This is a genomic window from Bradyrhizobium sp. CFUWI (genome assembly GCF_056429085.1).
In genome coordinates this window covers 675325-693392 of the sequence record NZ_JBWJZE010000002.1, presented here as the reverse complement: position 1 = coordinate 693392, position 18068 = coordinate 675325, and the positions used below count along the sequence as shown (strand labels likewise).

The 18068-nt window shown below is 66.9% G+C and carries 17 protein-coding genes and 2 riboswitches; of the genes, 2 read left to right on the top strand and 15 right to left on the bottom strand.

The genetic code is table 11. The features are described 5' to 3' along the window. Window positions 1–36: 36 nt before the first annotated feature. Window positions 37–324, top strand: a complete 288-nt coding sequence (locus AC066S_RS06960; protein ID WP_135168278.1) for a YciI family protein — start codon at window positions 37–39, stop codon at window positions 322–324. Between the two features lie 83 nt (window positions 325–407). Here AC066S_RS06960 and AC066S_RS06955 read toward each other — a convergent pair whose 3' ends face one another. The 7 genes from AC066S_RS06955 to AC066S_RS06925 form a co-directional block, all read right to left on the bottom strand. Continuing rightward, on the bottom strand, window positions 408–1406 hold the full coding sequence (locus tag AC066S_RS06955) for an ABC transporter ATP-binding protein (RefSeq protein WP_126255963.1): 999 nt from the start codon (window positions 1404–1406) through the stop codon (window positions 408–410). Continuing rightward, window positions 1403–2392 (bottom strand): ABC transporter ATP-binding protein, encoded by a 990-nt coding sequence (locus tag AC066S_RS06950; RefSeq protein WP_164718421.1) that lies wholly within the window; start codon window positions 2390–2392, stop codon window positions 1403–1405. The genes AC066S_RS06955 and AC066S_RS06950 overlap by 4 nt, the downstream gene beginning before the upstream one ends. A 19-nt stretch (window positions 2393–2411) precedes the next feature. Continuing rightward, window positions 2412–3335, bottom strand: coding sequence for an ABC transporter permease (locus tag AC066S_RS06945; protein WP_126255965.1), 924 nt, complete (start codon window positions 3333–3335; stop codon window positions 2412–2414). Next, window positions 3332–4273 (bottom strand): ABC transporter permease, encoded by a 942-nt coding sequence (locus AC066S_RS06940; RefSeq protein ID WP_126255966.1) that lies wholly within the window; start codon window positions 4271–4273, stop codon window positions 3332–3334. The genes AC066S_RS06945 and AC066S_RS06940 overlap by 4 nt, the downstream gene beginning before the upstream one ends. 17 nt (window positions 4274–4290) lie before the next feature. Continuing rightward, window positions 4291–5892: an ABC transporter substrate-binding protein gene (locus AC066S_RS06935; RefSeq protein ID WP_478269274.1), complete on the bottom strand. Its 1602-nt coding sequence runs from the start codon at window positions 5890–5892 to the stop codon at window positions 4291–4293. A 230-nt stretch (window positions 5893–6122) separates the two neighbouring features. Then, on the bottom strand, window positions 6123–7547 hold the full coding sequence (locus AC066S_RS06930; protein WP_478269273.1) for a PepSY domain-containing protein: 1425 nt from the start codon (window positions 7545–7547) through the stop codon (window positions 6123–6125). Window positions 7548–7559: 12 nt separating this feature from the next. Beyond that, a complete protein-coding gene (locus tag AC066S_RS06925; protein WP_478269272.1) occupies window positions 7560–9917 on the bottom strand; it encodes a TonB-dependent receptor in 2358 nt (785 codons plus the stop codon). Window positions 9918–10033: 116 nt separating this feature from the next. Continuing rightward, window positions 10034–10235: riboswitch (cobalamin riboswitch) on the bottom strand. A gap of 72 nt (window positions 10236–10307) precedes the next feature. Between AC066S_RS06925 and AC066S_RS06920 the strand changes: the two genes are divergently transcribed. After that, complete coding sequence (locus AC066S_RS06920) at window positions 10308–10880, top strand: histidine phosphatase family protein (protein ID WP_478269271.1); 573 nt, start codon at window positions 10308–10310, stop codon at window positions 10878–10880. Here the strand turns inward: AC066S_RS06920 and cobT are convergent. From cobT to cbiE, 8 genes are all read right to left on the bottom strand, one after another. Next, window positions 10873–11925 (bottom strand): nicotinate-nucleotide--dimethylbenzimidazole phosphoribosyltransferase, encoded by a 1053-nt coding sequence (cobT, locus tag AC066S_RS06915; RefSeq protein ID WP_478269270.1) that lies wholly within the window; start codon window positions 11923–11925, stop codon window positions 10873–10875. The two genes, AC066S_RS06920 and cobT, sit on opposite strands and share 8 nt — an antisense overlap. A 10-nt stretch (window positions 11926–11935) precedes the next feature. Beyond that, a complete protein-coding gene (cobF, locus tag AC066S_RS06910; RefSeq protein WP_478269269.1) occupies window positions 11936–12685 on the bottom strand; it encodes a precorrin-6A synthase (deacetylating) in 750 nt (249 codons plus the stop codon). Between the two features lie 40 nt (window positions 12686–12725). Then, on the bottom strand, window positions 12726–13403 hold the full coding sequence (locus AC066S_RS06905; RefSeq protein ID WP_478269268.1) for an energy-coupling factor ABC transporter permease: 678 nt from the start codon (window positions 13401–13403) through the stop codon (window positions 12726–12728). Between the two features lie 37 nt (window positions 13404–13440). After that, window positions 13441–13659, bottom strand: a riboswitch (cobalamin riboswitch). Between the two features lie 45 nt (window positions 13660–13704). Further along, the gene (gene cobA, locus AC066S_RS06900; RefSeq protein WP_478269267.1) at window positions 13705–14436 is read right to left on the bottom strand and encodes a uroporphyrinogen-III C-methyltransferase; all 732 of its coding nucleotides are present in this window, start codon (window positions 14434–14436) and stop codon (window positions 13705–13707) included. Then, the gene (locus tag AC066S_RS06895) at window positions 14433–15743 is read right to left on the bottom strand and encodes a cobyrinate a,c-diamide synthase (protein WP_478269266.1); all 1311 of its coding nucleotides are present in this window, start codon (window positions 15741–15743) and stop codon (window positions 14433–14435) included. The genes cobA and AC066S_RS06895 overlap by 4 nt, the downstream gene beginning before the upstream one ends. Further along, window positions 15743–16525: a precorrin-4 C(11)-methyltransferase gene (gene cobM / locus AC066S_RS06890; RefSeq protein ID WP_478269265.1), complete on the bottom strand. Its 783-nt coding sequence runs from the start codon at window positions 16523–16525 to the stop codon at window positions 15743–15745. Before cobM ends, AC066S_RS06895 begins: the two co-directional genes overlap by 1 nt. Further along, on the bottom strand, window positions 16522–16890 hold the full coding sequence (locus AC066S_RS06885) for a cobalamin biosynthesis protein (protein WP_478269264.1): 369 nt from the start codon (window positions 16888–16890) through the stop codon (window positions 16522–16524). Before AC066S_RS06885 ends, cobM begins: the two co-directional genes overlap by 4 nt. After that, a complete protein-coding gene (cbiE, locus tag AC066S_RS06880) occupies window positions 16887–18068 on the bottom strand; it encodes a precorrin-6y C5,15-methyltransferase (decarboxylating) subunit CbiE (RefSeq protein ID WP_478269263.1) in 1182 nt (393 codons plus the stop codon). The genes AC066S_RS06885 and cbiE overlap by 4 nt, the downstream gene beginning before the upstream one ends.

Genomic DNA, 18068 nt, shown 5'->3' with positions numbered 1-18068 from the left:
GGCCGTCCCAAAACCAAGTCAAGAAACGGAGACCCCATGCTGTTCGCCATTCACGCCCTCGACCGCGCCGGGGCGCTGCCGACCCGGCTCGCCAATTACGATGCCCACAAGGCGTTCCTGAGCGACACCTCGCGCTTCGGCGTCAAGATCGTGATGTCGGGGCCGCTCGTCTCCGACGACGGCCAGACCATGATCGGCAGCCTGTTCCTGATCGAGGCCCCCGGCCGCAGCGAGGTCGAGGCCTTCAACCGCGCCGATCCCTTTGCCGCCGCCGGGATCTGGGACAAGGTCACGATCACCGGCTTCCTGCGCCGCCAAGGCTGAGGCCGGCCACGTCAAAAACGCGAAAACAACCCCATGCACAGTAGAACGGGGTTGTTTTTGCTAACGAATTTCCAACGCGAATCTCACCCTTCAGGGCTCGCCGCTGGCGCGCCCTCTTCGAGATGACAGGCCACCCATTGCTCGGCTCCGGCTGCGCGAAGCACCGGCTCCTCGACCCGGCAGCGATCGAAGACGAGCGGGCAGCGGGTGTGGAAGCGGCAGCCCTTCGGCGGATTGATCGGGCTCGGCACGTCGCCCTTGAGGATGATCGGATTGCGCTGGGCACCCGGCTCCGGCAGCGGCACCGCGGAGAGCAGCGCCTTGGTATAGGGATGTCTGGGCGCGGCAAAGATCTCGCGGCGCGGCGCCACCTCCACGATCTTGCCGAGATACATCACCGCAACCCGGTGGGTCATGTGCTCGACGATCGCGAGGTCGTGGCTGATGAAGAGCAGCGCGAGGCCGAACTCGCTCTGGAGATCCTGCAGCAGATTGACGATCTGCGCCTTGACCGAGACGTCGAGCGCCGACACCGCCTCGTCGCACACGATCAGCTCGGGCTCGGCCGCAAGCGCCCGGGCGATGCCGATGCGCTGACGCTGGCCGCCGGAGAATTCGTGCGGCCTACGATTGAGCGCCTCGCGCGGCAATCGCACGGTGTCCATCAGCGCTGTGAGGCGAACTTCGAGATCCTCTGCGGATTTGGCGAGGCCGAAATTGCGGATCGGCTCGGCCAGGATATCGCGCACCCGCATGCGCGGGTTGAGGCTGGAGAACGGATCCTGGAACACCACCTGCACGCGCCGTCGCATCTGGCGCATCGTGCTCGGCGCGGCATCGTCGATACGCTGGCCGTCGAGGATCACCTGCCCCGCGGTGATGTCGAACAGCCGCAGGATGGCGCGGCCGACCGTCGACTTGCCGCAGCCGGACTCGCCGACCAGCGACAGCGTTTCGCCGCGCGCGATCTCGAAGGACACGCCGTCGACCGCATAGACGAATTCGGATTTGCGGCTGAACAGCCCGGCCTTGACCGGAAAATGTTTCTTGAGGTCGTTGACCTGGAGCAACGGAGGGCTCATGCCGCGACGGCTCCCTTGGCCGCGTAATGACAGGCGGCGATGTGGCGCGGGCCCTTCTCTTCGAGCCCCGGCGCGTATTGCCGGCACAGATCGGTCGCGAGCGCGCAGCGGCCGGCGAAGACGCAGCCGACGATCGGCTTGCGCAGATCCGGCACCTGCCCGGGAATCTCGGCCAGCCGCCTCGCGGTGCCCGTCAGCGAGGAGCCGAGCCGCGGCACCGCGCCCAACAGGCCTTGCGTGTAGGGATGACGCGGGGAGCGGAACAGTTCGGCGACCGGCGCCTCCTCGACCTTGCGGCCGGCATACATCACCATGACGCGCTCGGCGATCTCGGCAACGACGCCGAGATCGTGGGTGATCAGGATGATGGCGGCGCCGACCCGGCGCTTGAGGTCCAGCATCAGCTTGAGGATCTGGGCCTGGATCGTCACGTCGAGCGCGGTGGTGGGCTCGTCCGCGATCAGAAGCTTCGGGTTGCAGGCGAGCGCGATGGCGATCATCACGCGCTGGCGCATGCCGCCGGAGAGCTGGTGCGGATATTCGCGCACCCGCCGCCCCGGCTCGGGGATGCCGACCAGCGTCAGCATCTCGATCGCGTGCGCCTCGGCGGCCTGCTTGTCCAGGCCCTGATGGATCATCAGCGTCTCGCGGATCTGGCGGCCGACGGTGAGGACCGGATTGAGGCTGGTCATCGGCTCCTGGAAGATCATCGAGATGTCGTTGCCGCGGATGGCGCGCATCTCGCGATCGGACAGCTTGAGGAGGTCCTTGCCCGCAAAGCGGATGCTGCCTGCGATCCGGCCCGGCGGCTCCGGGATCAGCCGCATCAAGGACATCGAGGTCACCGACTTGCCGCAGCCGGACTCGCCGACGATGGCCAGCGTCTCGCCTTCATTGACATGGAAGGATACGCCGTCGACGGCGCGGTTGATGCCGCCAGGGGTGCGGAAATGGGTCTGGAGGTTGTCGACTTCGAGCAGGGCCATTGCGATCAGCCTCGATCCATCACAGGCTTTTGGCCATGCGCGGGTCGAGCGCATCGCGAAGGCCGTCGCCGAGGAGATTCACGGCGAGCACGGTCACGGACAGGAACGCCGCCGGGAAGAACACGATGTAGGGCTTGACCTGCCACAGCGCGCGGCCCTCGGCCATGATGTTGCCCCAGGACGGAATGGTCGGCGGCGTGCCGGCGCCGATGAAGGACAGGATCGCCTCGGTGATCATGGCGCTGGCGCAGATATAGGTCGCCTGCACCAGCATGGGTGCAACCGTGTTGGGCAGGATGTGGCGCAGGATGATCATCGGCGTGCGCGTGCCGCAGGCGACCGCCGCATCCACATAGGGCTGCTCGCGGAGCGACAACACGACGCTGCGGACGAGACGGGAGACGCGCGGGATCTCGGCAACGGTGATGGCCAGGATGACGTTGCCGACGCTGCCCCGGGTCAGCGCCATCAGCGCGATCGCGAGCAGGATCGGCGGGATCGACATCAGCCCGTCCATGAAGCGCATCAGAATGCCGTCGGCCCAGCGGATGAAGCCGGAGACCATGCCGATGGCCAGCCCCGCGGCGGACGCAAAGATTGCGACCGATAGCCCGACCGTGAGCGAGACCCGCGCGCCGTAGAGCACGCGCGAATAGATGTCGCGGCCGAGCACGTCGGTGCCGAACCAGAAATCGGCTGACGGCGCGCGCGTGCGTTTGGCTGGCGCCAGCGCGGTCGGATCGACCGACCCGAGATAGGGCGCAAAAATCGCGATCAGCACCAGCGTCAGCAGCAATGCGCCGCCGATCGCAACGGTGGGATGGCCGCGCAGGAATCCGAGGAAGCCGCGCCGGATCGTGACCGGTCGCAGGATTTCAGGCAGTTGTGGTGCAAGGACGAACCCGGCGGGAAGCGATTGCGGATTGACGGTCGTGTCGGTCAATAGCGGATCCTCGGGTCAACGAGCGTGTAAATGACGTCGATCATCAGATTGACGAGGACGTAGACGAAGCTGAACAGCAGCACGATGCCCTGGATGACGGGGTAGTCGCGCCGCAGGATCGCATCGATCGTGAGCCGGCCGAGACCGGGAATCGCGAACACGCTCTCGGTCACGACCGCGCCGCCGATCAGCAGCGCGATGCCGATCCCGATCACCGTCACGATCGGCACCGCCGCGTTCTTCAGCGCGTGAATGAACAGGATGCCGCCCTGGCCGAGGCCCTTCGCCTTGGCCGTGCGGATATAATCCTGCTGCAGCACTTCGAGCATGGACGCGCGGGTGATGCGCGCGACCAGCGCGATGTAGACGCAGCCGAGCGCAATCGCCGGCAGGATCAGGTTTTCCAGCCACGGCCAGAAGCCTGAGCTGAGCGGCGTGTAGCCTTGCACCGGCAGCCATTCGAGCTCTAGTGCGAAGATGTAGGCGAGCATGTAGCCGACCACGAAGACGGGCAGCGAGAAGCCGAACACGGCAAAGCCCATGATGACGCGGTCGATCAGGCTGCCGGCCTTCCACGCCGCCACCACGCCGAGCGGCACCGCCACCACGATCGTGAGCAGCAGCGTGACGATCATCAGCGACAGCGTCGGTCCGAGACGCTGCCCGATCATCGCCGACACCGGCAGATTGGTGAAGATCGAGGTGCCGAGATCACCGTGCAGGATGCGCCAGACCCAGCTTCCGAACTGGACCAGGAACGGACGGTTGAGGCCGAGGCTCTGGCGGATGCGCTCCACATCCTCCGGACTCGCCTGGTCGCCCGCGATCACCACGGCCGGATCACCCGGCGCGATGTAGAGCAGGCTGAACACGAACAGCGCGACGATGGCCATGACCGGCAGGGTCGCGGCGATGCGGCGGAGGATATAGGAGAGCATCTGGCCTCAGCGCACGATCATGCAGACTTGGAGACGCCCCAGAAGAACGGCAGCGGCCCCTTGGTGATGCCGGAGACGTTCTTGCGCCACGCAGTGTAGCTCAGGAAGAAGCCCGTCGGCGCGTAGACGACGTCATCGAGGGCCGCCTTGTTGAGGCGGCCGATGGCGGCCTTCTCCTCGTCGAGGTTCTTGGCCTCGAACCAGGACGCGACCTCCTTCTCCGTGCCGGGGCTGTTCGGCCAGCCGAACCAGGCCTTGTCGCCGTTGGCGCGAATGGCGGTGTACGGTGCCGGATTGATGCAGTCGGCGCCCGCGTGCCAGGTGTGGAACATGTTCCAGCCGCCCTGCCCCGGCGGGGTCTTCTGCGCGCGGCGCGAGCCGACCGTGCCCCAATCGGTAGCGACGAAGTCGACATTCATGCCGAGCCTCTTCAGCAGGTCGGCGGTGACGTCGCCCAGCGCCTTGGTGATCGGCTGGTCCTGCGCCACGATGCACGTCACTGGCTGCCCGGAATAGCCGCTCTCGGCGAGCAGTTTCTTGGCCGCATCGAGATCGCGCTTGCCCTTCAGGATCTCGCCGCCCACCTCGCTATAGAGCGGCGTGCCCGGCGTGAAGAAGCCGGGCAGCGGCTTCCAGAGCGCGTTGTCGTCGCCGACGATCGCGCGCATGTAGTCTTCCTGGCTGAGCGCCATCAGCACCGCGCGCCGCGCCCGCACGTCGTTGAAGGGCGCGAACAGATGGTTCATGCGGAACGAGCCGATATTGCCGAGCGGATCGCCGATGTCGACGCTGATGTTCTTGTTCTTCTTCAGGACCGGAACGAGGTCCGCAATCGGGTTTTCCCACCAGTCGACCTCGCCGTTCTGCAACGCTGCGGCTGCCGTGGCCGGATCCGGCATCACGATCCATTCGATGCGGTCGAGCTGCATCTGCTTGCCGCCGGCGAGCCAGGAGGCCTTCTCCTGCCGCGGCACATAGTCGGTGAACTTCTCGAACACAGCCTTCGCGCCGGGCACCCACTCGCCCTTGGCGAACTTCATCGGCCCCGAGCCGACATATTCGGTGATCTGCTTGAACGGATCGGTCTGCGCGATTCGCTCCGGCATGATGAAGCTGCACGGCGAGTTGTTCTTGGCCAGCGCGTAAAGCATCTTCGGGAAGGGCTGCTTGAGCACCCATTTGAAGGTGCGGTCGTCGACGGCAGTGAGCTCCTGCTGGAGCGCCTTGATCATCAATCCCATGGGGTCGCGCGCCGACCAGCGCGACAGGCTCGCAACGACGTCCTTGCTCAGCACCGGCTCGCCGTCATGGAACTTGAGGCCCGGCCGCAATTTGAACGTCCAGGTGGTGCCGTCGTCCGTCACTTCCTCGGACTCGACCATCTGACGCTGCGGCTGCAGCGAGGAATCGATGCCGTAGAGCGTGTCCCAGACCATCGCGGCGGCGTTGCGCACGACATATTGCGTGCCCCAGATCGGATCGAAATTGGCGAGATTGGCCTGGGGCACGAAGCGCAGGGTGCGGGCCGATGCGCCTTGTGCGATCGCCGGGGCCGCGAGGCCGGTCAATGCCAAACCACCCGCGCCAGCCAGTCCCTTCAATACGGTCCTGCGATCCATGAAGTCCTCCAAGTAATGCCGTGATGCCGGCCAATCGTTGGCCAAGAGCAGTTGAAACCAGAGCCCATTCGCTTGCAAATGGTATGCCACTAACCGGCCCTTCGCCAGCAGGATCTCATCGCGATTTTGAGCCGCCCGGGGCCTCAAAGAGTTGTCGCCAACGTTGCGATCCACGAGGGTGCGGTCGCAGAACGTGTGCAGCGCGCCGAGATCGCGGCTGATTCGCCTGGTCAGACCATCAGAGAGAGCCGCAAGCGGCGCCAGCCGATGACCACACCGGTCATGGAGAACACGAAGCCCAGCGCACAGAGCCCGACGATCACGATATCGCGCAATCGTGGATGCGCCATGAGGACCGGAAAATCGAGCGTGTGCAGCGCGCTGTAGAACCAGCGATAGGCGCGCCGCGAGGCATCCAGCCGTTGCAGCACCTGGCCGCCGGCACCGTCGATGTCGAACCAGAGATCGCCGCAGCGCGCGCGGTAGACGGGTGCTCCGGGGACGGCGGAATGCGCGGGATAGTCGTCGTTTCCGGCCAAAATTGACGGCGTGCCGCATCCAGCGGCGAGCCGCACCGCGAGCGCTTCGACGTCGCGCGCGGTCAGAAATTCCGCACGGGACGCATCCCCTGCCATGGCCAAGGTCTGGACGCCGAGGGCGGAGCGATCGCGGCGATAGACATGACCGCCGAAGGCAAACCATTCAACCTCGCGGACCGGCGCCGCTGTCGGCTGTCGATCGAATGACGGAGCCGCCGTCCAGTCCGGTGCCGCGTTCATCACGCCGGCTTCGGTGGGGCTCAGCTCCCCGCGCGAGAACAGCCGGCCGTGATCCATCGAAAGCCAGCCGCTGAAAATCCAGGTCAGCACGAACACCGTTGCCGCGAGGCCAACGAGGTGATGCAGCGCATGCCAGCCGCGGTAGGGCGTCGAGATCCGGCGATCTCGCATGCTGATCCGCACCATCCCGAGCAGCGCGCCCAGCGAAGCCGCGAGCAAGGCCAGCAGCGACAGCGTCCAGACGAGGCGATCCCACAGCAACCAGTTGCTCCGCAGGACCGTGGGATAGATCCAGTGCAGCACACTGCCGGCCCAATTCCAGCCGCGCTCGCCTCGCGTCGTATCGAGGACGACCTCGCCGCTGCGCGACGACAGATAGATCTCCGTTCCAGCGGCGTCGCCGAGGGCGATGCGAAACAAGGGCCGATGGCGGTCAAAGCCGTTCGGCACGCTCCATTGACCGTAGTCTTCCAGCGCGACGTTCCCGGCCCGCGCGGCATCGAGCCCGCGGCGGCGGGCGTGATCTTGCGCGATGGCGAGCGCGAGATCGGCAGACATCAAAGCTGCGTCCTGCCCGTCGGCGGCACGGACCGCACGGACGCGCGATGCACCCGACACGATATAGACCGATCCGCCGATCCGCTGGACCAAACGCACGCGGGTGGCATCGATGACCCCGCTCGCGGCGACCGCGTCGGCGATTGAGATCCTCGTCTCCGCATGCTCCACCGGCGCGAGGCCGGCAAAGCGCTCCGCTTCCGTCAGCGACGGAAACGGAACGAAGTGCATCACGATGCCGGTCGCGAACCACATCGCGAACAGCACGCAGAACGCGACCCCGAGCCAGCGATGCAACAGGACGACCGCGCCCAGCATGCGGTCAGCGTCCTACCATTTGAACGCCGCCGAGAGCTCGTAAGTCCGCGGCGCGCCGAGCAGGATCTGGTCCGGATAGAACGGATCGCCCCAGATCGCATAGCGCTTGTCGGTGATGTTGCGGACGCGGAAGGTCAGGCGGGCCTGGTCGACTACGTTGAACACCGTCTTGGGGATGTCGACGAAGGCGTAGACGTCGGCCACCGTGTAGGCTTTCATCGTCACGACATTGGCATCGGTGTTGTAGCGGTCGCCGACATGGCGGCCGGTGATGCCGAGCTCCACCGGCCAGGGCGTGAAGAAGCGCCAGGACGCGCCGGCATTGGCGACGATGCGCGGGACGTTCGGCGGCGTGTTGCCGGTGAACGAGCCGCCGGCGAAATTGTAATCGGCATAGCGCGCATCGACATAGGCGATGTTGCCCCAGAGCCGCAGCGGCTCGATCGGACGCAACGACGCCGCAAGCTCGACGCCCTTGGACTCCTGCCGCCCGGCGATGTTGAGCGCCTGCCCGCCGGCCGCGGCATAGACGTTCTTGCGCACGATGTCGTAAGCCGAGAACGACCACTCCGCCCTGTTGTCCCAGAACAGATGCTTGACGCCTGTCTCGTAGGTGCGTGCGGTGGTGAGGTCCAGCGGCTGGGTCGGCGTGAGCAGGAAGATGTTGTTGGCCGACACATCCGCGCCGGTCGCATACTGGCTGAAGAAGGTCAGGCCGGGCACGGCCTCCCAAGTGTAGCCGATGCGCCCCGTCACAGGCGCCCAGTCCTTCGTGTACGGGAAGCCTGCTTTCTCCAAGCCGCTCTTGTCGGTCGAGTTGCGATCCAGTCCGATATGCTCGACGCGGATGCCTCCGATCAGCGCGAAGGTCCGGGTCAGCTTCAGCCGGTCCTCGAACGAGAGGGCTTCGTTGTCGATACGCGCAGTCTGTTGCTGCGTCGTGAGAAGGCCGTAGAAGCCCCGGTTGGGATCGACCAGCGAAACGGAATCGCCAGGGAAATTGGCCGCGCCCGGCCTGACGAAATCGAGATAGCTCGAGGACAACGTCGTGACCAGCCGATTGTCGAAACCTGCGATGTTCGTGTCCCAGATCAGGTCGGTGATGTTGCCGACGAGACGCTGGCTGTGCGCGACGTAGAAGCGCTCGCGATCGACCAGGTTCGTGGTCGAGTTGAACGCCTCGATCTCGTTATTGAACCAGGTGCGCTCGGCGCCATAGCCATAGGCCTGACTTTTCAGCGTGAGATCGGGCGCGAGCTTCAGCTCGAAGCCGCCGCGCAACCAGACTTCCTGCGCGACGTTGCGATTGTCGAGGACGTTGTAATTGGTGTTGAAGGTGCGGTCGTCGATGGTGACCGCGCCGAGATCGGTCTTGTTGTAGTTCGAGACGTAATTGCCCGAAACGATCCCGCTCGTCGCATGCGAGCCGCTGAAGGCGATCGGCACCAGCGGCGCGCCCCAATAGGCCTTGCCACGATCCTCGCGGTACTCGATCGCACCCCACACCTTGAGGCTGTCGGAGATGCGGTAGTTGAGCTGGCCGGACACATCCAGCATCTTGGTATTGGTGTCGTCGGCAAAGCCGTTGAGCGCGGAGCGGCTGACGTCGAAGCGGTAGTCGAGGCCTTGCACGTTGGTGCTGCCGCCTGAGCCGTAATGCGCGCGGAACGAGTTCAGGGAATCCCAGGAGAAATCGGCCTCGTTCCTGATCGGTCCCGTGTGCGGCTGCCTGGTGACGAAATTGATCGCGCCGCCGGCTGCGCCCTCGCCCGAGATCAGCGAGGCCGGGCCTTTCAAGAACTCCACGGCCTCCAGATTGGCCGTGTCCATGATCCGCGAGGTCATGTTCTGCGGGCCGATCTTGATGCCGTTGTAGAGGGTGTTGATCTGGCTGTTGGTGAAACCGCGCATCGAGAAGGCGGACGGCTCGGCCGGATCGTCACCGGAGGTGACGCCGACCGCGCCCTGGGCCACGTCGGAGACGGTGCGGTAGCCCTGCTCGCGCATGGTCTCGGCCGAGATCACCTCGACGGTCGCGGGCATCTCGCGCACCGTCAGGCCGAGCCGCGAGGCGCTCTCGGCCACGGCATTGGAGTTGAGCGGCGTCTGCACCGTCGCAGCCGGGACGACGGGCTTGGGCGCTGCGGATGCGGCGGCAGGCCTGCGCGCTGCCGCGCGGCGTGGGCCTTGCGCCTCCCGGCCGGCTGATCTGGCTGGCTTGCGGGATTGGGCCGGCGACACTTCGACCGGCGGCAGCGGTTCGCGAGCCTGCTGCGCCTGTGCGGCGGGCAGATCGAGCGCTGCAAAGGACGTGAGAGCCGCCGAAGCAAGCAGGAAATGGCGCGGTCGGAAGATGCGGATGGAAGACACGGCTGGAAACCTCGGTATGACGTCAGTGGCACGTCACAGCGAACGAGGTCTCACCTTTTGGCCTTGCGGCCGCCCGATGAAGCCGAATGTCTGTACTCCCCGACCGACATCTTCGCGTGTGACCACGGCTGACGGCAGGTCTCCTGGCTCGCGGGTCATCACCACTTCGTCGCCTTCCCGGGACCGAGGACCCAGTGGCTTCTGACGAAGGATTATCCGCTCACAGTTGCGGGGGCAGCCACGGCATTGGGGACAACGTCCCCGCACCGCATTCCCTTTTCATCCCCTCTCGGGGAAACCGTCGCGAGCATCTAGGATTACCGTCACAACAGAGTCAATGTGCCAGTTGCGGCGTTATTGCCACAGCGACCAACTTCCTTGGAGATGAGCATGGAAGGCGAGACCTTCCTCTGGCTGATACGGCACGCGCCGGTCGATGGCGTCAAAGGGACGATCCATGCCGCCGATGCGCCGGCCGTTCTCCGCGATCGCACACAACTGGAGGCGCTGCGGCAGCGCCTGCCGCGGGACGCTGCGAGCTACGCCAGCCCGTCGCGGCGCACGGTCGAGACCGCGCAAGCGCTGGGCCTCGAACCGGAGCAGGTCAGCGAATTCCGCGAGCAGGATTTCGGCGACTGGACCGGCCATCGGCACGACGCGCTCGCTGCCGCCGGCGGCGAGGCCTATGCGCAGTTCTGGAACGATCCGGCCGGCGGACGGCCACCGGGCGGCGAAAGCTTTGCGGATCAAGTCGCGCGCGTGCGGCTCGGTCTGTCGCGGATCGGAGCCGGACCAGCCACGCTCATCGTGCATTCCGGCACCATCCGCGCCGCGCTGTGCATCGCACTCGATCTCTCGCCACAAGCCGCCTTGCGCTTCGTGATCGATCCGCTGTCGCTGACCCGGATCGATCGCCTCGCGACCGGCTGGCGCGTCGTCTCGGTCAATCAGCGGATCAGCTAGGCCTGTCGGGCACATTGGCCTCTGCAAAGGTGGCCATGCCGTTGTGAAGCGCGCAGGCGACGCGCACCAGCGGCAGCGCGATGGCGGCGCCCGATCCCTCGCCGAGCCTGAGATCGAGGCTGATCAGCGGCTGCACGTTCAGGGCGCGCAGCACCAGGCGGTGGCCCTGCTCGGCCGATTGATGCGACGGCAGCAGATAGGGCTGACATGACGGGTTCAGCCGCACCGCTGCGAGCGCTGCGACCGACACGATGAAGCCATCGATCAGCACCGGGATGCGGCGCTGCGCGGCCGCGATGATCGCGCCCGAGATCGCGGCGATTTCCAGCCCGCCGACAGCACACAGTATCTTCTCAGGCGCCGCGCCCGCAACGCCGTGACGTGCAATCGCGGCATCGATCACGCGTGCCTTGTGTGCCCGGCCGGCCGCGTCGACGCCAGTGCCGCTGCCCGCGATCTCCTCGGCGCTGATGCCGAGCAGGCTTGCCGCAATCGCTGCCGACGCCGTGGTGTTGCCGATCCCCATTTCGCCGAAGATCAACAGATCGGGCTGATTGGCCTCCGCGCGCGCAACCGCGCGCTGGCCGGCCTCGAAGGCAAACGCCAGTTCGGCCGGTGTGAGCGCAGCCTCCACGCTGAAATCGCGGGTGCCGTGGCGCGGCTTGTCGGTGACGATCCCCGCCATCTCCTGCTGCGCCAGCGTGCCGGCGTCGACCACCTCCAGGCTGGAGCCAAGCTCGCGCGCCAGCACCGAGATCGCAGCACCGCCGGAGGCAAAATTCGCCATCATCGCGATGGTCACTTCTTGCAGATAGGCCGAGACGCCTTGCGCGACGATGCCGTGGTCGCCGGCGAAGACGATGATCGGCACCCGCGCCGCGCGCGGCTGCTCGGTTGCCTGCAGGCCTGCGAGCTCGATCGCAAGCTGCTCGAGCCGGCCGAGCGCGCCGGTCGGCTTCGTCAGCTGCGCCTGCCGCGCAATCGCCGCCTCGCGATGGATCGCGGAGATCGCGGGGCAGTTCCGGGTGACCCATTCGGGGAGCATGCTGCCTCGCTTAACGCCTGCGCTTGAGAATATAGCTGTCCATGATCCAGCCATGCCGCGCGCGCGCTTCCTGCCTTGCCGCGACGATGCGCGGGCCGGTTTCGGCGAGGGCGCCGGACATGATGATCTGATCGGGCATGCCGAGATAGGCACCCCAGTAGATGTGAATCCCTGCCGGATCCAACGATTCGAATGCCGTGCCGCCGTCGAGCATCACCACCACGGTGTCGATGCCTTGCGGCCAGCCGCCTTCGCGCAAGCGCCGCCCCGTCGTGACCAGAAACGGCTCGCCGATATCGTTCAGCGGCAGCGCATGTGCCGCGCACAGCGCCTGGATCGACGTGATGCCGGGCACGACCTCGATCTTGGGCAAGGGATCGAGCCGCCGCGCGATGCGCAGCGAGGAATCGTACAGCGAAGGATCGCCCCAGATCAGCAGCGCGACCTTGCCCTTGCTTCCGAGATGATCTGCGATCGCCCGCGACCAGGTCGCGGCGACCGCATCGTGCCAGTCGTCCACGCCCTTGCGGTAATCCGTTTCGGCGGCATCGCGCACGGGAAGATCGAACTCGGCGATGGCAGTCGTGTCGCTGGTGAGCACATCCGCGCAGATCGTCCGCCTGAGATCGGCGAGATCTGACTTCGCCGTTCCCTTGCGCGGAATCAGGACGAGGTCGGCGGCGTTGATGGCTTGAACGGCGGCGCGCGTGAGCTGGCCAGGATCGCCGCAACCGATGCCGATCAGGGAAAGCGTGAGCATCGCGCGTGGGGGCGGCCATGACGGCCGCCCCCTGTCTCGCTTAAGCTGCGTTGTGCAGGCGCGGGGTGACGAGGCCGGGCGCGGTGACGCCGCGCAGCGACTTCGCCAGCGCCAGCACGGCGAGATCGGCGAGCGGCTCGATCACGATCACCAGCGCGTAGGAAGCCGCAAACGTCGCGATGCTGGCGAGGTTGCTCATCGCAAAGCCGGAGCCATAGAGCGCCCAGAACGCCACCCAGGCGATCACGCCGGCCTGATAGGTCGTCGACAGCGCCAACGCCTGCCGATACTTCAGGTCGACATAGGCCGTGTTGCGCGGAATGATCCGCGTGGCGATCGCCTGGATCGCGAACAGCGGCACCAGCAGCGTCGTGACGTTCATGCCGTATTGCGGCAGGTCGACCGGCTCGAGCAACACGCCCTGAAGCAGCAGGCCGAACGCGAGGCCGAAGGCCGCGGGCGCGGCACCGAACAGCAGGAACAGCGTCGAGCCGAGGATGAAGTGCACCTCGGAGACGCCGACCGGGAAGTGCGGCAGGATCTCGAAGAACGTGAAGACGAGGATCGTGGTGGCGATCGTCCGCGCCGCGAACGAGCCGACGCCCTGCTCGCGCACGGTTTCGGCTGCGAGCTTCAAGGCAACGCCGCCTGCGGCGATGCCGGTTGCGTAACTCAACACGAGCTTGGCGCCCGTCACGATTCCGGGTTCGATATGCATGGCTCAGATCCTTCCTGCCGTCACACCCGACGGCCTTGGCCTCAAAACGTGCAGGGCCGGTCTCCTGGCTCGCGGTTCACTGGGTTCTCCGGCCTTCCCGGACCTTGCGGCCCAGTGGCTGATCGGAGCTCCTCACCGCTTACAGTCGCGGGGGCGGCTGGGGTTTTGGGCGCCGCAACTTGGTCCGCCCATCCCCATTCCCGATTATGCTCCGGCGCTTTGCGCCGCGTTGAGCACCTTGCCTCTCCTGTGTGCCCCTTTCGCCGAGCCTGCGTCAAGGGGCGAGGCGCGGCCGAGACGATCATGAGGGATAATCCCCCGCCAGCGCACCGAACAGGATCACGGCGGCGGTGGAAGCAGCGCCACCACGGGCAAGCTGCTCGGCAAGCTCGGCAATCGTGGTGCGAACCAGCCGCTCGTCGGATCGGCCGAGGGATTCGGCGAACAGCGCCGGGGTCTCCGCGGCGAGGCCGTGCGCGATCAATTTTGCGGCAAGCGCCGGAAAGGTGCGCCGGCCCATATAGACCACGGTCGTCGCCTCAGGATCGGCCAGCGCCGCCCAGTTCAGATTCGGCGGCAGCTCGCCGGTGACGTCGGCGCCGGTGATGAACTGCACCCGGCGCGAGGTGTGGCGCCGGGTCAGGGGAATGCCCGCCTGCGCGGCGGCGACGCAAGCCGAGGTGACGCCGGGAACGATCTCATAGCCGATGCCGGCCTCGCGCAACGTCTCGATCTCCTCCTCGAGCCGGCCGAAAATGCCGGCATCGCCGGACTTGAGCCGAACCACGCGCGCGCCGGTTGCGGCATAGTCGACCAGGAGGCGGTTGACGTGATGCTGCTTGGTCGAGGGCCGCCCTGCGCGCTTGCCGACCGCGACGAGATTGGCGCCCGGCCGGGCGAGATCGAGGATCGCGCCCGAGGCGAGATCGTCATAGAGCACGACGTCGGCCTCGCGCAGCCGCGCGGCGCCCTTGAGCGTGAGCAGCTCGGGGTCGCCGGGTCCGGCGGAGATGAAGGAAACGAACCCGCTCACCGGTCCTCCGCGATCAGATGAAAGAAGGTGCCGCTGACATGGCCGCGCTGCGAGCCGGTCTCGGCGATGACCGCGCCCGTTGCATCATGCACGACCGCCAGCGGCGTGTCAGGCTGGGCAACAATGGTCGAATAGTGAAACTCGTGACCGCGCAGACGCGCGCCGGAACGATGGCCCGGCATCGGCGCGGCGAGCGCCGCGAGACGATAGCCCAGATGCATGCGGCGTTTGGCAAAGCTGGTCTCAAGGCCAAGCAGGCCTGTCATCTCATGGCGGACCCCGTCCGCATCGGTCAAAGCGGCTCCCAGCACCATATAGCCCCCGCATTCGCCATGCACCGGCCGCGTTTCCGCGAAGGCGCGCAGGCCGTCGCGAAACCGGGCATTGGACGCGATCCTGCCGGCATGAAGCTCGGGATAGCCCCCGGGCAACCAGCACACATCGGCGCTCGCATGAGGCGTTTCATCGGCCAGCGGCGAGAACGGCAAGATCTCGGCGCCCGCCGCGCGCCAGGCTTCCAGCATATGCGGATAGATGAAGGAGAACGCCGCATCGCGCGCCAGCGCAATGCGCTGTCCCGGCGGCGCCACGTTCAGGCCGCTCGCCGCCGGTTGCGGCGACCATCCGGCTGCGGAGCGCAGCACCGCATCGAGATCGACATGCTCGGCGACGAAGCGCGCGGCCTCGTCGACCAGCTTGCCGATCTCGGCCTGCTCTTCGGCCTGCACCAGACCGAGATGCCGCTTCGGCAGGCTGATCTCGGCATGGCGCGGCAGCGCGCCGAACACGGCGATGCCGGCATCAACAAGCGCACGCCGCACCAGGTCTTCGTGGCGCGGGCTGGCGACGCGATTGAGCACGACGCCCGCAAGTCTGACGCCGGGGCGATAATCGCGCAGGCCCGCGGCGATTGCGGCGGCGGTCTGCGCCTGGCCCGAGGGATCGATCACCAGCAGCACCGGCCAGCCCAGCATCTCCGCGATGTCGGCGGTGGCACCGGTGCCGCAGACGCCGCGCGCGGCGACGCCGTCGAACAGGCCCATCGAGCCCTCGGCGAGCACGATATCGGCATCCCTGCCGCGGCTGACCAGATGCAGGATCGTCCCGCGGTCCATCGCCCAGCTGTCGACGTTGACGGAGGCGCGTCCCGTGGCGGCGGCGTGAAAGGCGGGATCGATGTAATCCGGCCCGCTCTTGAAGCACTGCACGTTCAAGCCGCGATGGCGCCAGGCCCGCGCCAGCGCCAGCGTCAGCGTGGTCTTGCCGACGCCGGAGGCCGGTGCGGAGATGACGAGGCCTGCTGCCATCACGACGCCTCCGGAAAGCGCGGCTCGGCGCCAACAGGCCGATAGCGGCGGTCGTAGTCGGCCGCATAGAGACGGCTGTCGTCGAAATCCGCAGCACCAAGCGTCTCGCCGACCAGGATCAGCGCAGTGCGCTCCATCTCCGTGCCGACGGCAGCATCGAGCGTGGCCAGCGTCGCGCGCACGATACGCTGGTCCGGCCAGCTCGCGCGCCAGACGATGGCGACCGGGCAGTCCCCGCCATAATGCGGCGTGAGCTCGGCCACGACCTTGTCGAGCAGGTGGATCGACAGATGGATCGCGAGCACCGCGCCGGTCGCGGCGAATGCGGCCAGCTTCTCGCCGTCAGGCATCGCGCTGGCGCGACCCGGCGTGCGCGTCAGCACCACCGTCTGGGCAAGCCCAGGCAGCGTCAGCTCGGCCTCCAGCGCGGCCGCAGCTGCGGAAAAGGACGGCACACCTGGCGTGACCGTATAGGGAATGCCGAGCGCGCGCAGACGGCGGAGCTGCTCGCCCATCGCCGACCAGATCGAGAGATCGCCGGAATGCAGCCGCGCGACATCCTTGCCGTCCGCATGCGCGGCGGCAATCTCCGCGATGATCTCGTCGAGCGACAGCGGCGCCGTGTTGACGATGCGCGCGCCGGGCGGGCAATGCGCCAGCACGCCATCAGGGATCAGGGAGCCGGCATAGAGACAGACCGGGCACGCGGCGATCAGATCGCGTCCGCGCAAGGTCAGCAAATCAGGTGCGCCCGGCCCTGCGCCGATGAAATGCACCGTCATGCCGCGTCTCCTTCCGCGATTGCGGCGGTTGCGGTGCGATCCCGCGAGACCACGCGGGTCGCAATCAGCCGCGCCCGAGGGCCAGCCGCCGCGAGCGCCGTGGCTTCGGCAACCGATCCCGTGCCGAACTTCTCCATCACGAGATGTGACTGGGTTGGCGTTGCGATACCGGTCAACATGTCGGCAGGAACAGCCTTGATCGGCACACCGCACTCGCGTGCGAGCTGCTTCAGCGACTCCGTATCGGCCTTGTCGCTGACAGTTGCCACCGCGTCGAGCCCCGCCGGGCCACCCGCTGCCAACAGCGCCTCACGCAGCGAAGCCAGCGTGACGTCCTTTCTGAATCCAAGCCCGGCCACCTTCATCGGACCGCGCTCCACTGCACCACCGGCCGTGCCGCCTCCCAGGAACGATAGCGGCCGAGCGGGCCCGCATGCGCGATCTCGACCCGCATCAGATCGCCGCCGTGGCGCTGCTGCAGATCGCCAAGCAGCGCTTCCGTCTCCAGCGTGACCGAATGTGCAACGAGCCGCGCTCCAGGCGCGAGGCGCGACCAGATCGCATCGAACATCGCGCTGTCGAGACCGCCGCCAATGAAGACGGCATCCGGCGCGTCTAGCCCGGCAAGAGCTTCCGGCGCCTTCCCGGTGACGGCAGCAACCCGATGCGCCAGTCCGAACGCGGCTGCATTCTTGCGAATGTTCGCGACGCGATCCTCGCGCGGCTCGACGGCGGTCGCCGTCCCCCCGCACAGCGCCCACTCGACCGAGATCGACCCCGAGCCGGCGCCGACGTCCCACAGTCGCTCGCCCGGACGCGGCGCCAGCGCCGAGAGCGCCAGCGCGCGCACCGGCCGCTTGGTGATCTGGCCGTCGTGAACGAACAGATCGTCTGGCAAGCCCGAGCTGCGGGGAATGCCCTGCGTTCCCCTCGCCCAAACCGCCACCGCGACCAGATTTGCGGCGACCTCCTCGGCAAAGAGGTCGACGCGATGCTGGTCAATGTATTCTCGCGGCCCGCCAAGCGCCTCGAGCGTCCACAACAATGAGGCGCCCCATCCGCGTTCCGTCAGCCATTTCACGAGATCGCCGACCGCTCTTGCGTCACGCATCAGGCAGATGATGCGCGCATCTCGCACCAGATGCGGTATCAGGCGCTCGAACGGCGCGGCATGAAGGCCGATGCATGTCGTGGTCTCCAGCCGCCAGCCCAACCGCGCGGCCGCGAGCGAGAAGGTCGACGGTGCCGGATGCGCGATCCACTCGCCGCCGCCGAGCATCTCGGCGAGGACGGCGCCGGCGCCGTGCCAGAACGGATCGCCGGAGGCGAGCACCACCGTCGGCCGGCCGCGACAGCTCAGAACGACAGCGGCGTCGAAGGGCGCCGGCCACGGTCGGCCACGGCTGCCGACGCCGGCAAGCGCAAGGTGCCGCTCACCGCCGAACACGGTTTCGGCCTCATCGAGCGCCTTTCGGCTTGCCTCGGACAGGCCGGCAAGGCCATCTTCGCCGATACCGATGATGGTCAGCCAGGGATCAGACAC